Origin of the sequence: Aquabacterium sp., from assembly GCF_036279675.1 — a bacterium.
Taxonomy (GTDB): domain Bacteria; phylum Pseudomonadota; class Gammaproteobacteria; order Burkholderiales; family Burkholderiaceae_C; genus Aquabacterium.
The window spans coordinates 24,413-40,353 of sequence record NZ_DASUIS010000157.1 but is presented as its reverse complement, the minus strand read 5'-3'; the positions used below and the strand labels follow the sequence as shown (position 1 = coordinate 40,353).

Below are 15,941 nucleotides of genomic sequence, written 5' to 3'. Positions count from 1 at the left end.
CGCTGGTCTGTCACGCCCGGGCAATGCCAGGTGGAGGCCGGCCACGTCATCAACACCAAGACCGGCGCCAGGTTGGGCTTTGGCGATCTGGCCAAAGAGGCATCGGCCCTGACGCCACCGCAGGATGTGCGCTTCAAGGATCCAAGTCAGTACAAGCTGATCGGCAAGCCGATGGCGCGGCAGGACATTCCCGTCAAGGTCAATGGCTCGGCCGTGTTCGGCATCGACGTCAAGCGCGAGGGCATGGTGTATGCCGCCATCGCGCAGCCACCCGTGTTTGGCGCCAAGGTGGCCAGCGTGGACAGCCAGGCTGCCATGCAGCGCAAGGGCGTGCTCAAGGTGCTGCAGATCCCGCAGGGTGTGGTGGTCGTGGCCAACAACTGGTGGCGTGCCAAGCAGGCGCTGGCCGAGGTGAAGATCAGCTACGAGGCTTCGCCCAACGACAAGGTCTCGTCGGCCGATATCGTCCAGAAATTCAAGAACGAACTGGCAGCCAGCCAGGGCTTTGCCTATGGCACCAAGGGCGATGCCGATGGGGCCTTCAAGCAGGCAGCCAAGGTGATTGAAGCCGATTACTGGGCGCCTTTCCTGGCCCACGCCGCGATGGAGCCGATCAACTGCGTGGCCCAGGTGAAGGACGGCCAGGTAGAGGTCTGGTGTTCCACCCAGTCGCCTTCGCTGGCGAAGTGGAAGGCTTCGCAGGTGGCCGGGGTGGACTCTGACAAGGTCAAGCTGCATGTGCCTTTTCTCGGTGGTGGTTTTGGCCGACGCCTGGAGGTCGACATGGTCGAGCAGGCCGTGGCCATTGCCAAGCAGCTGGATGGCAAGCCGGTCAAGCTGGTGTGGACGCGTGAAGAAGACATGCAGCACGACATGTACCGGCCAGCGGCGCTGTCGGTGTTCCGTGCTGCCGTGGATGCCAAGGGGCGCGTAACGGCCTGGTCCAACCGCGTGGCGGCGCAGTCGGTGAGCTTTGATTCGGTCAGGCGCCTGATGCCGGCCGCAGCATCGAACGCCATGCCCGACAAGAACCAGATCGAAGGCGCGTTCGACATCCCCTACGGTTTCGACAGCATCTCGGTTCGCCAGATCCGGCCCGAGACCCACGTGCCGGTGGGCTCGTGGCGCAGCGTGGGCCATTCCTACAACGCCTTTTTCACCGAAAGCTTCGTGGACGAACTGGCCTGGGCCGTGGGGCAGGACCCTTACGCCTATCGCCGCAGCTTGCTGGGCCAACATCCCCGCCATCTGGCCGTGCTCGATCTGGCCGCCAGCAAGGCGGGCTGGGGCAAGCCCTTGCCTGCAGGACGCGCGCGCGGCATCGCCCTGCATGAGTCGTTTGGCTCCATCTGTGCCGAAGTGGCCGAGGTGTCGGTGGAAAGCGGGCAAGTGAAAGTGCATCGCGTGGTGTGCGCCATCGATTGCGGCACCGTGGTCAACCCCGACACGGTGGAGGCCCAGATGCAGAGCTCGATCGTGTATGGCCTGAGTGCCGCGCTGTTTGGCGAGATCACCATTGCCAACGGGCGTGTCGAGCAGACCAGCTTCCCCTCCTACGATGCGGTGCACATGGCGCAGATGCCGGTGGTGGAAGCCCACGTCGTGCCCAGCACGGCCGCACCAGGCGGTGTGGGTGAGCCTGGTACGCCGCCCATCGCACCCGCTGTGACCAATGCGATCTACGCCCTGACCAAAAAGCGCATCCGCTCACTGCCCATCAGGCTGGATCATGCATAGCAACGAGCACGAGGTCCTGCAGCAGGCGCTGAGCTGGCATGTGGCCGGGCAGCGCTGCGTGCTGGTGACGGTATTGAGTACCTTTGGTGCCAGCCCGCGGCCACCCGGCGCCATGGCCGTGATCAGCGAGCAAGGTTTGATCACGGGCTCTGTCTCGGGCGGCTGTGTGGAAGATGATCTGGTGCACGAGGTCATGAGTGGTGCGCTCTGGCTTGAGCCACCCCTTGGTCAGCGCCGCGTGCTGATGCGCGTGTATGGCCGTGATGCGGCCGAGCGCGAGCGCTATCGCCTGCCTTGTGGCAATGCGCTGCGTCTGGCCATCGAGCCCTTCTGGGACGTGGCCCAGGCCGAGCAGGCCTTGGCCGCCATCCGTGCGCAACAACTGGTGTGCAAGCGCCTGGACTACACAAGCGGCATGGCGACCCTGGCGCCCGCTCAAGACGTGCGTGATTTCAGTGATGACCACCAGGGCTTCACGGCCGTGCTGGGGCCCCGTCACCGCCTGCTGCTCATCGGGGCCACCGAAGTCAGCCGTTACCTGCTGCCGATTGCGCAATCCCTGGGCTATGCCGTGAGCATCTGCGACCCGCGTACCGAGTACACCGGCGCGTGGCATGAACCCGGCGCCACGCTGCTGGCCGGCATGCCCGATGACGTGGTGATGGCGTTCGGGTGCGACGAGCGCACGGCGGTGGTCACCGTCACGCATGATCCCAAGCTGGACGATCTGGCCTTGATGGAGGCTTTGCGCACGCCCGCCTTTTATGTGGGCGCCTTGGGCTCCAGCATCACCACCGCGCGGCGCAAGGACAGGCTGCGTCAGTTCGATCTGAGCGCCGAACAGGTGAACCAGTTGCGTGGGCCGGTTGGCCTGCCCATTGGCTCTCGCTCACCTGCCGAGATTGCCGTGTCCATTGCCGCCGAGTTGATCCAGGTTCGTCGCCTGCTCGAGACGGGTGAAGACCCCTTCGCGGTGCGTCGTGCACAGCAGGACTGGATGCCGGCATCGGGCTCGCAAGCCGCCTGTGCCTTGAGCGGCGAATCACACGAACAGCCCGTGCCCACCATGCCCTCGACAGCATGAGTGTGGCGGGCTTGATCCTGGCTGCTGGACAAGGCGTTCGCTTTGGCTCGGACAAGCGTCTGGCCGTGTTGCCGGAAGGCCGCACCATGCTGGAGGCCGCGCTGCAGCCCTACGCGGGTCTGTGCGCGCCCTTGCTGGTGGTGATCAGACCCGATGATGATGGGGCGCGGGATCTCGCTCTGTCGTGCGGTGCGCAGGTGGTGACCTGTGCCGATGCCGCGTCGGGCATGGGTCATTCCCTGGCGCAGGGCGCTCGCGCCTTGATGAGCATGACGGGGCTGGATGGTGTGATCATCGGTCTGGCTGACATGCCCTTGGTGACGCGCGCCACCGTGCAATCACTGCAACAAGCCTTGCTGCAGACGGGGCAACCCGTCGTGCCCGTGTACCGCGGCCAACTCGGGCAGCCGCGTGGCCTGCCTGTGAGCCGCTTGGCGGATCTGGCGCTGCTCAAGGGCGATCAAGGTGCGCGCCACATGCTGGATTGGCAGCGCGATGCGGTGCCTGTCACCGTGGACGACGCGGGCGTGCTGTTCGATGTGGACAGACCTGAAGATTTGCGGACATCCCCGTCGTTCCCTGATTGTTGATCCACATCGCATGCGCTGGCAGGCGCTGCACCCAGGCATGACCGTGCTTGTAACATCGGGCCTGTGGCCCTGCTGTTGGGCCGGGAAGGCGAGGGCCTTCCAACCGAGACACAAGCATGAGCGCTGAGCAAGCAACCCCTTCTTCCGGACAAGGCGCGTGGTCGCACTGGCGCCGCCCTCTGGCCATCGTGGCGGCATTGGCCGTGCTGTGGACGGTGCTCGTCGGCATGTGGTTGCCAGGCTGGTTGCGCCCACGCATCGAGCAGGCTGCGGCGCAAGCCCTGGGTACGCCCGTGAGCCTGCAGGCCTTGCAGATCAGCCCCTGGCGGGGTGAGGTGGTACTGGATGGCCTGGCCGTGGGGCCAACGGCCGCGCCCATGCTGCGCATCCAGCGCGCCCAGGCGCAGATTTCGCTGGAATCCATCTGGCGCCTGGCCCCGGTGCTGCGACGCGTGCGCATTGACAAGCCCGATGTCTGGATCGAACGTCAGAGCGCCGATCGGTTCAACTTCTCTGCCGTGCTGGACAAGCTCACGGCACCATCTGTCCAGCCCCAAAAAGATGAGGAGCCTGCGCACTTCGCCGTGTTCAACATCGAGCTGAACGATGGCCTGGTGCGCTACAGCGACCGTGTCCTGAATCAGGAGCACCGCATCGATCAGTTGCGCATCGGCGTGCCCTTCGTGTCCAACCTGCCCAGCTTCGTCAACGTCGACGTGAAGCCGCAGTTGAGCGCACGCGTGGACGGCAGTGCCTTGTCCATCGTGGGCGACACCTTGCCCTTTACTGAAGGCATGCGCTCCGCCGTGCACCTCAAGTGGGATGGCGTGGACGTGCCGCATTGGGTCAAGGTCGCACAACCATTCGTGCCGCAACCCTGGTCGATGAGCGCCGCAGACGGTCGACTGGATGCCGACCTCACACTGAAGTTTGAAGAACGCAAACCGCCTGCTGTGCCCAAGCTCAGCATCGAGGGCGGACTCAAGCTGAGCAAGCTGGCCTTGAGCCTGCCGCATGCGCCTGTGCTGGGGCAGGTGGATGCGGGTTGGCAGACCCTGGACATCCAGGGCCTGGATGCCCAACCCCTGGAACGCCAGGTGAAGCTCGGCGCGGTATTGCTGGACGGTGTGCATTGGCGTAGTCGTCCTCTGGCAGGCAACAAGGGTGAGTCCCGACCCGAGGTGACGCCCTCAAGCCAGGCGGCATCATCGTCGACAGCGCCTGCCGCCCCCTGGGCCTGGCAGATCGGCCAGCTGCAGTTCAATCTGGCGCGGCTCGACGCCCACACACAAGGCACGCAAAGCTCACAAGCCTGGCCCGTGATCGACCTCTTGCGCCTCAAGGTAGAGGGTTTGAGCAGCCAGACCAAGGCCGCGCCCGCCACCTGGCAACTGAACCTGCACGACGAGCACGACGCCAGCTTGCTGGCGCAAGGCCATGTGCATGCGGCCCGGCAGATGGTGGACATGCAGTTCAACCTCAGCAAGGCGCAGATCAGCCCCTGGCTGGCGCCGTTGGCCGATTCGCTGAAGTTGCCGCTGCGTGTAGAACAAGGCCAGCTGGCGGTACAGGCCCAGCTCCAGGCCCGTTTGAAAGCCGCCTCGGCGCTGGAGCCGGCCGAGGCGCGCCTCGTCGCTGGTCACGTGGTGATCAGTCAGCTGCGTGCGCCTGCCTCGCAGAAGGGGATCGCTGACAAGGTCTTGCTCGATGAACTGTCCCTCGATGGCATACAGGTCCAGCTGGACTTGGGTGAGGGGGCTGCTCTCAGAATTGTGAGCGCCGACAAGCTGACCCTCAACAAGCTGGATGCCGCCGTGACGCGTGGCCCCCGGGGCGAGTGGCTGGGCATGGCGCCATCCAGCGCTCAACCCGCCAGCAAGCCCGCAGAACGTGCAAGTGACAAACGAGGTCAAACGGCCCCCCTGCCTCAGTTCACACTCAAGGAGCTGTATTGCCGTGCCTGCCAGTTCGCCTTCAAGGATCAGGGTGTGAGCCCTGCCGCCGCGTTCGAGCTGCATCAAACCGATCTGCATCTGGCGGATCTCAGCCAGGACTTGAGCCGCCCGATCGCGCTGGATCTGGACACGCTCGCACAAGGCAAGGGGCGCGTGCGCATCAAGGGTACCGTCAAGCCGCAGCCTGTTCAGGTGGATGCCCGCGTCAACGTGGCCAGCCTGGACTTGCGTGCCATCCAGCCCTACATCGACCCGATGGTCAACATCACCCTCGCCGGTGCCAAAGCCCAGATGGATGGCCAGTTCAAGCTGCAGATGCCGCCCAACAGCGGCATGCAGGTGCGCTACAAGGGCCGCGTGGGTCTGACCGATGTGCGCGTGCTGGACCGCGTCAACGACGCCGACTTCCTGAGCTGGCAAGCCCTGACGCTGGATGGCGCCGATGTGGCGCTGGATGGCGAGGCTGTGGATGCCAACCTGGGCCGCATCGCGTTCAAGGATTTCTACGGTCGCCTCATCATCAACCCCAGTGGTCAGCTGAATGTGGCGGGCATCATGCGCCATGAGGCTGGTGGGGAGGCTCGTTCGCTGACCACGCCCGAGCCCGCGGCGTCATCGCCATCGACCAGGCCCGTGGCTGCCGTCACTCTGCCGGCGGCCAGCGCACCTGCAGCAACGGCTGGCAACAAGCCCACGCCCAAGCTGCGCTGGCAACAGATCCAGCTGAGCAAGGGGCGCGTGGATTTCACCGACAACTTCATCAAGCCCAACTACTCGGCACGGCTGACGCAGATCGAGGGCGACGTATCGGCCGTGTCGTCCACCAAGCCTGAGCCTGCCACCGTCAAGATCGCTGGCGCGGTGGACGACGCAGCCCCCTTGCTGATCACCGGGCAGCTGCATCCGCTGGGCCCCAAGCTCTACACGGACATCCAGGCCACGGCCAAAGGCATCGAGCTGACCCGCATGACGCCGTATGCGGCTCGCTATGCCGGTTATGCCATTGACAAGGGCACGCTGTCGGTCAACGTGCACTACAAGGTGGACGGTGGCAAGCTGGACGCCAGCAACCAGATCTTCCTGGACCAGCTCACCTTTGGCGAAAAGACCGACAGCCCGGACGCGGTCAAGCTGCCGGTGCTGTTTGCCGTGTCCCTGCTCAAGAACAGCAAGGGTGAAATCGACATCAACCTGCCGATTTCCGGCTCGCTCGACGACCCGCAGTTCTCGGTGGGCGGCATCATCTGGCGTGTGCTCGTCAACCTGATCACCAAGGCGGTGACGGCCCCGTTCGCGCTGCTCTCAGGTGGGGGCTCGGAAGAGCTGGGTTACGTGCCGTTCGAGCCGGGCCAGGGCGAGTTGTCCGACAGTGCACGCCGGCGGCTCGACAGCCTCGCCGCCAAGCTGGCTGATCGGCCCGCGCTCAAGCTGGCGGCCACAGGGCGTGCCGATCCGGTTGCGGATACCGAAGGCTTGCGCCAGGCCCATGTGGACAAGCTCATGCGCGCAGCCAAGGCCAAGGCGACGGGGCAATCACTCGCCGAGGTGCAGGTCAACGCGCAGGAGCACAGCACCTGGCTGGCTGCAGCGTACAAAGCCGCTGACATCAAGAAGCCCCGCAATCTGATCGGCATCGCCAAGGCCTTGCCCGACGCCGAGATGGAAGCCTTGCTCAAGGCCGCTGCGCCGGTCAATGCAGAAGCGCTGCGGGCCCTGGCCAATCAGCGTGGCGATCAGGTCAAGGCCTATCTGGCCCACAAGCTGCCACCCGAGCGCGTGTTGCTCACCGCTTCTCGGGTGGGCAAGGACGATCTGCCCGATGACAAGGGGCCGGCCGCCCGCGTGCAGTTCGAGATCAAGTAAACCGCATCAAGGTGTGGGTGAGGCCAGCAAGGCATCGATCATGTTCTTGACGGCCTTCATCTGAGGCGCTTCGCGGCGGTTGAAAGGCAGGCCGCTGCCGAATTCCCATTTGTCATCCGGGGGTGTGGTGTAGCCCCAGAAGTCCCAGCAACCCTTGGGGTTGAAGCCGAAGGCCGAACCCGGGTTGATCTGGTTGCTGGGTACCACTTGCGGATAGAGCACCACGATGCCCGCGCTTTCCGCCCAGCGGTTGTAGCCTGCCTGCTCGACAAAGATCGTGCCGTAGGGCTGGCCGTTGCCCATCACGAAGTTCTGCCCTTGCTCGCAGCCATGAAAGGCCACATGGAGCTTGCAGTGGGCATCCTTTTGTTCGCAGGCTTTTGGCACATACAGCCAGCCGGTCTTGTCCAGGCTGTCAAACACGTCCTTCTGCCTGTAGGGCGTCTGGTCAAAGGGTTTCAGCGAGCCAGCGGAGGCCAGGTCTGCCGCTGGCTGGGTGCTGGCGGGCAGCTTGTAGATCCAGCTCAGCAGCTTGCCGGCGCCGTCGATCTTGCAGCCATTGATGTAGGGGCTGCGGGTGACCTGGCACTGGCCATCGGCCGCGATCGGCATGCCGTGCCCAGCGTGTGGGCCGGCGACCTTCTGCACGGCCGTGACGCGGGCATCGGCATAGAAGCGCGCCAGCCCTTTCACGATGGAGGGGTCCACCACGGGGTCGTCTTCACCCCAGTACAGCCAGACACGGTGCTGGCGCAGGTTGCTGATGCCATCCACATGGCCCTTGTTGCCCGCGATGGCGCTGGTCGCCCGTTCAGACAGGATTTTTTCAGGCAGGTGCACGCAACTCAGGCGGGACACCGCCGTCATGATGCCTGTGGGGCCGCTGTTGTCACTGATGTCGTAAGGGCAGGAGCAGGTCAGGGCGGCGGTGGTGACCGAGCCCATCGAGCAGCCGTACGGGCCTGCCGCCACGATCCCGGCGCCCATCACGGTGCGCGAGTAGGCCACTTCGAACTGCGCGGCCATGTAGCCACCCGATGACAGCCCGGACACGGAGATCGCCTTGGCGTTCAGCCCCAGAGCCGGCAGGCTCGGCGGCGCAGCCTGAGCCAGCGCCAGAATGGGCAGGCTCAGCGCCATGGACAGGCACACGCGAACAGCGCGCTTCAGTTTCATGAAGGCAAGGGCCATGTGGTTGCTCCCGATGTGAATATGCATTTGCTGCGGTGCAGCATGTTGTTCACGATAGAGGAGTGATGGCGTCTTGTCCAGAAAAAGCCAAGGGTCCTGCACCAGTTCGGTGGAGGACCCTTGGGACTGCTTGGAGGCAGCTGATAGATGACAGCGTTGCTTTCGCAACCATCCTTCGGCTTTTTCAGGGTCTCGGGCAGTTTGTCAATTTACGACTTGCTGCCCTAATGAGGCTCTGATCGACCAATGATTTTGGTTGGATTTCTTTAGAATTGAAACTATTGTCCGAGGCAGGCCGGTATTTGTGCTGAATTGCCACTTAAATTATCCTGAAACCCGCTGTGAACCCGCAGTGGCGCTGCGTTCGTGGCTGAACATTCGGCTCACACCTCTCTGATGGCTGGGGAACACTTGTCGCGCAACTGTTACCGTTTCGATCGTTTCGAGCTTTGTCCTTCCGAACGGGTGCTGTACCTGGAGGGAGAGCCGACCAACCTTGGCGCCCGCGCGGTCGATGTGTTGACGGTTCTCGTGTCCGAAGGCGGGCGACTGGTCAGCAAGGCCGAGCTGCTGGATCGGGTCTGGCCCAATCTGGTGGTCGAGGAGAACAATCTGCAGGTTCAGATCTCCTCGTTGCGCAAGCTGCTGGGCGCCAAGTCGATCGCGACGGTGCCCGGGCGAGGCTATCGCTTCTGCCTGCCGGTGGAGTTTGATGGCGAACAACGCCCCGTGCGACTCCAGCCTTCAACAGAGGGTGCGAGTGCCTACCCCTCGCCGGTGGACGTGCTGTCCGTGCTGCCGGCCTTGCCGGGGCCTGTGTGGGGGCGCGAAGCCGATCAGGCTGCGCTGGATGCCTTGCTGCCCGCGCCCTTGATCACGGTGGTGGGGCAGGCAGGCATCGGCAAGACGGCCTTCGCGCTGAGTGCGGCCCACAACTGGCGGCCGCACTGGCCTGATGGCGCGGCCTGGGTGGAGTTGGCGGCCATTGCCGATCCGGAGCTGGTCGTGTCCATGGTGGCGCAAGGCCTGGGGTTGTCGTCGGGTGGCCAGGATCCCCTGCATGCACTCGTGGCGGCGCTCAAGCCGCTGCAGGTGCTGCTGGTCATTGATAACGCGGAACATGTGCTGGATGCCGTGGCCAAGCTGGTTCATGCCGTGCTGGCCGGTGCCCCCAACGTGCGCATCCTGGTCACGAGCCAGCTGCCATTGCGTTTGCCCGCCGAGCGCGTCTTCCGCCTGGGGCCGCTGTCCGTGCCCGAGCCGGGTGTGACGGTGGACGAGGCCATGCAACACGGCGCAGTGGCGCTTTTCGTGGATCAGGTCAAGGCCATCAACCGCTATTTCGAGCTCAGTCAGACGCAACTGGATCGCGTCATTGGTTTGTGCCGCAAGCTGGACGGTGTACCGCTGGCCATCAAGCTGGCGGCGGCGCGCGTGCCGCTTCTGGGCCTGCAGGGTGTCGAAGAGCGTCTGGGCGAACGGTTCAAGCTGTTGCATGGCAACAGCCATGTCACGCCATCGCGTCAGCAAACCCTGCTGGCGGCGCTGGACTGGAGCCACGAGATGCTGTCGGGGCCGGAGCGCGCGGTGTTCCGGCGCCTGGCGGTGCTCGCGGGTGGCTTCACGCTGGATCTGGCCAAGGTGCTGGCGCACGACCAGGATCTGGACGAGTGGGCCGTGATCGACGTGCTGGGGTCACTGGTGGACCGTTCCCTGGTGATGGCCGATGCTGGCGAGATGCCGCGCTACCGTCTGCTCGACAGCATGCGCGACTATGCCGGCCTCAAGCTGGTGGAGTCTGGCGAGTTGCCCGACATCCGCAAGCGTCACGCCCAGGCCATTGCCCTCATGATGGACCAGGCCTATGAAGATTACTGGGCGCAGTCGGATGCGCAATGGCTGTCGCATTACGGCCCTGAAATCGACAATGTGCGCATGGCCCTGGATTGGGCTGTGCAACATGATCAGAACCTGGCCGTGCGCCTGCTTGGCGCGGCGGGGCCCTTGTTCCTGCTGATGGGCCTGGCGCCCGAATGCCGCCTGCGTGGCCAGAACCTCGAATTGCTGGCCACCAGCCCGCAGCCGGGTGCCGATGTGGCGCGGTTCTGGCTGGAGCGCAGCCGCCTGTACTGGGGGGTGGGTAACAACCTCATGCACGATTTCGCCTTGCGCGCATCGGCGTTGTACCGGGCTGCGGCGGATCGCCGTGGGCTGTATCTGGCGCTGCGTTGCCTGGCGGGCAGCGGGGTGCTGCCGCCCGTGCAGGCCATGTCCGCGTTGGACGAAATGGCTTCTCTGGAGCAACCGGACTGGCCCGCGCGCCTGTGCACCCAGCGCCTGCTGGCAGAAGTCACGGTGCTCAAGTCCATCGAGCACATGGCCGAAGCGCGCCGCGTCTGCCAGACGCTGCTGGTGCGGGCCCAAAGTGCCGGGCTGGAAGGGGTCGTGTCGGCTGCGCTCAATGACCTGGCCTCCATCAGCATGGCGCTGGGCGACACGGATGCGGCCATCCTGACGTGCGAACAGATTCTGGCGCGCGGCCGCCATCGTCGCGATAACTTTGTTCTGCACGCACTGGCGGTGATGGCCTGCGTGGCCTTCGTCAAGAGCGATCTGCCTCTGGCTCGCGCCGCCTTGACCGACTTCGTGAGCGCTTCGCGCAGCCGCGACTGGGAGTGGCTGGGCCTGTATGCCGGTTTGCTGGCCCTGCTCGCCGCGCTGGAAGGTCGACATGAGGCGGCCGCTCGCCTGGTGGGCTATACCGCGAAGTCTTACGAACAGTTGGGTTCGCGTGATGTGGTGACGGTGTACGCCTGGTCTCGCGTGACTGGCCTGGTTCAGGACGCCTTGGACCCCACGGTGCTGGACAGGCTCAAGAGCATGGGCTCCGATCTGGATCCCGAGTCGGTGTGCACCTGGGCCTTGTCTTCTCCGCCCGGTTAGGCAGGGATCAGGATCATGCAGCCGCCACAGGGCCTCCCCGTGACATCCATGTCTGCCTGGCTTGACGCCATCGGGCTGAGCCGGCTGGAGCCTCTGCTGCTTGAAAACGGCATCGCCGAAGACGTCATCACCAGCCTGACCGAGCCCGACCTGGAAAAGCTCGGCCTCACCATGGGTGATCGCAAACGCCTGATGCGGGCGATTCAGGATCTGCTGGCGGGGATGGCGGCCCAGCGGCCTGATGCACTGGTGTCGCCGCCTGCTCACACCGAGTTGCGTCAGCTCACCATCATGTTCTGTGATCTGGTGGACGCCACGGCGCTGTGCGCGCGGCTGAGCCCGGAGCAGTGGCGCCAGGTGGTGCTGGCCTATCAGCAGGCAGCCGTGGCGGTCATCACCCGTTGTGGCGGCACGGTGGCGCAGTACCTGGGCGATGGCCTGCTGGTGTATTTCGGCTACCCCCAGGCGCAGGAAGATGCGGCCGTGCGCGCGGTGCATGCCGGGCTGGAGCTGCTGGATCGCATTGGTGAGCTCGACATCGCCTTGGATGGTCGCGAGCACGTGAGGTTGCAGTTGCGCATCGGCATCGACACCGGCCGTGTGGTGATCGGTGACATCGGCGCCGGCCCCCGGCGTGAGCAGCTGGCGCTGGGCGATACGCCCAATATCGCCGCACGACTGCAGGCGCTCGCAGGGGCCAACACCGTGCTCATCACCGACCAGACGCGGCGCCTGACGGGCGGCAGCTTTACCTACGAAGACCAGGGCGTGCACGCGCTCAAGGGCGTGACCGAGCCGCGCCAGGTCTGGCGTGTGACCGGCGTGAGCGACACCCTCAGTCGCTTCGATGCAGCCAGTGGCGAGCAGTTGAGCCCTCTGGTTGGGCGCGTCCAGGAGATGGGTCTCCTGATGGACCGCTGGCAGACCGTGCTGCAAGGGCAGGGACAGGTGGTCCTGTTGTCGGGCGAGCCTGGCATTGGCAAATCCCGCATGCTCAAGGAGCTGTGTGATCGATTGGGCAATGCGGGCTTGAAGGCGGTGCATTTGCAGTGCGCGGCCCATCGTGCATCGAGCGCCTTTCATCCCTTCATCGATGCGATGGAACGCCTGTTGCGCCTGCGGCCCGATATGCCGACGTCGGTCAAGCTCGACCGTGTGGACGCGCTGATCCGGGACCGGCTGGGCAACCCGACACCGCGGCACGCGGCCTTGCTGGCCGCGATGCTGTCGATCTCCTCGGATGGTCGACATGCCTTGCCCGTGAGCAGTGCCCATCAACGCGAGCAGGACATCATCGAGGTCCTGGTGGACTTGCTGCAGGCACGTGCGGGCCAGGAACCCTTCCTGATGTTGTTCGAAGATGCGCATTGGGCCGACCCCGCTTCCATCGGGGCCCTCAACGCCTTGGTGGAGCGGGCCCGTCAGGTGCCCGTGATGTTGGTGGTCACGCACCGCCCCGAGTTCGTGCCGGCATTTGACCGGCAGGCCCACGTGACGGCTTTGAAGGTGCCCGGCCTGAGGCGCGCGGAGGTTCTGGCGCTGGTGTCTCGCCTGATGGGCGATCAGGCTTTGCCTGAATCACTGGCGCAGCAGATCGAGCACCGCACCGACGGTGTGCCCCTGTTTGTCGAGGAGTTGACCAAGTCGGTGCTCGAACAGGTCAGTCTGGATGTGGACGGGATGCCGGCGGCCAGCACCTTGCCCTCGACCTTGAGGGACTCCTTGATGGCCCGTCTTGATCGTCATGCCGTGGCCAAGGAGGTGGCGCAGATCGGCGCCGTGATCGGACGCGAGTTTGCGCATGATCTGCTGGAGGCGCTGTTCCCTCAGGGGAGCCAGCAACTGGATGACGGCATTCAGGCCCTGCTGAAATCGGGCCTGGCATCGCGTCAGGATGGCGAGCGCGGACCGGTGTACGTGTTCAAGCACGCCATGGTGCAGGACACGGCTTACGACTCATTGCTCAAGGCCCATCGCGAAAGCTTGCACGCGGCCATCGTTGAGCAACTCGAAGCGCGCTACCCGGAGACGGTACAGCATCAACCGGCCTTGCTGGCGCGGCACGCGAATGCGGCGGGGTTGGTGCACACGGCCATTCCCTATTGGCGCAAGGCCAGCGAGCAGGCCATCAACAGGCTGGCCTTGCATGAGGCCGCGTCCCATCTGCAGGCGGGCTTGCAGGCCTCTCAAAGCTTGCCCGCCAGTTCTGATCGCGATCAGGTCGAGTTGCAATTGCATGCCTCGCTCGGTACCGTGCACATGCTTGGCAAAGGGTGGGCCGCACCTGAAGTGGAGCAGGCCTACAAGCGCGCCAACGAACTGGCCAGCGCTGCAGACAAGATCGACGAAGCCATCTGGCCTCTGTGGGGCGTGTGCGTCTACCACCAGGTGCGCGGCGAGATCGGGCAGGCCCAATCGATCGGGCGTCGCATGGGGACGGTGGCCAGGCAGTCCAACAGCCGGCATGCCTGGCTGGTGCACAACATGATGCAGACCCAGTTGTGCTTTTATGGCGGGCAGCTGTCGGATGTGCCCGGCTATTGCGAACAGGTCGAGCATGGTTTCAACGATCCTCAGGATCGAAGCCTGATCGCACTGTATTCAACCGATCTCAAGCTGGTGAGCATGGTGCACGGTCTGCACGCGCAGTGGATCATGGGGCAGGTGGATGATCTGGATGCGGCGTATGCAGCGATCGAGCAACGAGCCCTGGCGCTCGAGCACCCCTATTCGCTGGCCTGGGCGCGCACCTGGGGTGTGATGGCGTATCTGCATGCTGGTGACCTGGATCGTCTCTTGCCCCGCTTGCAGGCGGGCTGGCATCAGGCCGACGAGCACGGCTTTGCCTATGTGTCTGCGCTGGCGCGTTTTGCGATGGGATGGTGTCGCACCCGCCTGGGCCAGATGGAGGACGGCATCACGCTGATGACCCAGGGCATCGCCGCGTTTCAGGCCACGGGTGCCGGCATCGTGCTGCCATTCTTTCTGACCCTGATGGCCGAAGCCTGGGGGCAGGTCGGGCGATTCGACGAGGCCCTGGCGTGCCTGGCACAGGCGCGCGAGCAGACCGATCAAGGCGGCGAGCGCTGGCACGATGCCGAGTGGCACCGTATCCGAGGCGAGGTGCTCAGGCAGATCCCTGGTGTGGATGCCGCCGAGGTTCGCGCATGCCTGCAACAGGCATTGGCATTGGCGACAGCCCAGCGGGCCACCATGTGGCGAGTACGTGCCGAAGCGGCACTCGCCTCATGCGGCTGACGCAAAGATCCTGGTCATGTTGGCCGGATCAAAGAAGGCCATCGGCGTCACAGTCTGAGCAAACACACCATAGTAGTTGTCGATCTGTTCCTGATTGCCTGCGAGGGCCATGAACAGCTTGATGACGTCTTCCGTGGGGGGCGCCAGCTTGGCCATTTCCTGCGCGAACTGTTGCAAGGGCACGGACACCGCATCGCGGCGTGCCTGATAGCCGGCCAGGCTGTCGTCCAGCGAACCCGGGCCTTGCAAGCCGCCGTGAATCAGTGTGGCGGCCAGCTCCGCATCGCGCAAGGCATTGGAAATCCCTGCGGCGGTGATCGGATCCATGGTGACACCGGCATCGCCCACCAGACACCAGCCGGGGCCGGCGGCCTGGCGGCAGAACGCACCAATGGCGCCGCTCAACCACTCGTCATCGCGTTGTCCGGCATTGACACGCGCGGCCAGGCCGGGCGCCAGCGTGGCCAGCTCCGACTGGAAGTGCGCTTCCATGTCTTCACGAGCCGGGCGTGGTGCCCCACCGGGCTGGATCACACCGATCACCGAGCGACCGTCATTGGTTTCCCAAGCATAGATCATGCGTTCGGGGCGTGAGAAGAACTCGACGCCATCGAGGTCAACGCCCTTGAAATACGAGTACAGGTTGTAGGAACCCGCTTCCTTGGGGAACTCGTTGTAGCTCTCCGCGCCCACGGCACGGGCCACGCGGGAGTGGGTACCGTCTGCACCAACCACCACCTTGGCGTGCGCCGTGAAGGCGCTGCCATCCTGCAGCCTGCCGCGGATACCCGTGACGCGGTCACCGTCCTTGAGCACGTCTTCAAACGTCACGCCCTGGCGAAGTTCAGCCCCTGCAGCCAGCGCAGCGTCCAGCAGGACCTTGTCCAGCGCCAGCCGCCGAGGGGCCATGGCGGCGCCGACGGTGGCGCCTGGCGGCTGACCACGCAGCACCAGTTCGCCCAGATCCAGTGAAAAACCGGTCAGCAAAGGGCAGTTGGTGGCTTTCACGGCATCCAGCAGGCCCCACTTGTGCAGCAGGTCCACACCAGCGTGCCAGATCAGGTGAGTGGACAGTCTCGCGTCGCTGGGCAGCGTGGCCTGATCGACGATCAGCACCTTGTGACCCTGGCGGGCCAGCAGCATGGCGGTGGCGGCACCGCCGCAGCGACCACCTACGACAATGGCGTCATACATGTTTGAGCTTTCAGACAATTTTTATTGGATGACAGAAAGTCGCGTAAAAGCCCATTGCAAGCCATAGGCCAAGCCCATGTCAAGCGTGAGGCGCGCCATTTTGGATACAAGTTCGGGACGAATGTC

General features: G+C 64.6%; 8 protein-coding genes. 6 read left to right on the top strand and 2 right to left on the bottom strand.

Annotated features, from left to right (window positions below; genetic code table 11):
* The 4 genes from VFW93_RS18810 to VFW93_RS18795 form a co-directional block, all read left to right on the top strand.
* On the top strand, positions 1 to 1,737 hold a 1,737-nt coding region (locus tag VFW93_RS18810), incomplete at its 5' end, for a xanthine dehydrogenase family protein molybdopterin-binding subunit (RefSeq protein WP_329695484.1).
* Entirely contained in the window at positions 1,730 to 2,821 is a 1,092-nt protein-coding gene (locus VFW93_RS18805; protein ID WP_329695483.1) for an XdhC family protein, read from the top strand. The genes VFW93_RS18810 and VFW93_RS18805, both read left to right, overlap by 8 nt.
* Positions 2,818 to 3,411, top strand: coding sequence for a nucleotidyltransferase family protein (locus VFW93_RS18800; RefSeq protein WP_329695482.1), 594 nt, complete (start codon positions 2,818 to 2,820; stop codon positions 3,409 to 3,411). Before VFW93_RS18805 ends, VFW93_RS18800 begins: the two co-directional genes overlap by 4 nt.
* 116 nt (positions 3,412 to 3,527) lie before the next feature.
* A complete protein-coding gene (locus VFW93_RS18795) occupies positions 3,528 to 7,229 on the top strand; it encodes a DUF748 domain-containing protein (RefSeq protein WP_329695481.1) in 3,702 nt (1,233 codons plus the stop codon).
* A gap of 6 nt (positions 7,230 to 7,235) precedes the next feature.
* Here the strand turns inward: VFW93_RS18795 and VFW93_RS18790 are convergent, their stop codons facing one another.
* Positions 7,236 to 8,405 (bottom strand): hypothetical protein, encoded by a 1,170-nt coding sequence (locus VFW93_RS18790; protein ID WP_329695480.1) that lies wholly within the window; start codon positions 8,403 to 8,405, stop codon positions 7,236 to 7,238.
* 426 nt (positions 8,406 to 8,831) lie between these two features.
* On the opposite strand from VFW93_RS18790, the gene VFW93_RS18785 reads away from it, so the two are divergent.
* Together VFW93_RS18785 and VFW93_RS18780 are read left to right on the top strand one after the other, a co-directional pair.
* Positions 8,832 to 11,363 carry an ATP-binding protein gene (locus VFW93_RS18785; protein WP_329695479.1) on the top strand — a complete coding sequence of 844 codons (2,532 nt, stop codon included), beginning with the start codon at positions 8,832 to 8,834 and terminating at the stop codon, positions 11,361 to 11,363.
* A 48-nt stretch (positions 11,364 to 11,411) separates the two neighbouring features.
* Complete coding sequence (locus tag VFW93_RS18780) at positions 11,412 to 14,621, top strand: adenylate/guanylate cyclase domain-containing protein (protein WP_329695478.1); 3,210 nt, start codon at positions 11,412 to 11,414, stop codon at positions 14,619 to 14,621.
* Here VFW93_RS18780 and VFW93_RS18775 read toward each other — a convergent pair.
* Complete coding sequence (locus tag VFW93_RS18775; protein ID WP_329695477.1) at positions 14,610 to 15,815, bottom strand: NAD(P)/FAD-dependent oxidoreductase; 1,206 nt, start codon at positions 15,813 to 15,815, stop codon at positions 14,610 to 14,612. The genes VFW93_RS18780 and VFW93_RS18775 overlap by 12 nt on opposite strands.
* Positions 15,816 to 15,941 lie beyond the last annotated feature (126 nt).

Coding starts and splice junctions, on each gene's coding strand:
- VFW93_RS18805 (WP_329695483.1), top strand. CDS start 1,730: ATGCATAGCAACGAGCACGAGGTCCTGCAGCAGGCGCTGAGCTGGCAT.
- VFW93_RS18800 (WP_329695482.1), top strand. CDS start 2,818: ATGAGTGTGGCGGGCTTGATCCTGGCTGCTGGACAAGGCGTTCGCTTT.
- VFW93_RS18795 (WP_329695481.1), top strand. CDS start 3,528: ATGAGCGCTGAGCAAGCAACCCCTTCTTCCGGACAAGGCGCGTGGTCG.
- VFW93_RS18790 (WP_329695480.1), bottom strand. CDS start 8,405: ATGAAACTGAAGCGCGCTGTTCGCGTGTGCCTGTCCATGGCGCTGAGC.
- VFW93_RS18780 (WP_329695478.1), top strand. CDS start 11,412: ATGTCTGCCTGGCTTGACGCCATCGGGCTGAGCCGGCTGGAGCCTCTG.
- VFW93_RS18775 (WP_329695477.1), bottom strand. CDS start 15,815: ATGTATGACGCCATTGTCGTAGGTGGTCGCTGCGGCGGTGCCGCCACC.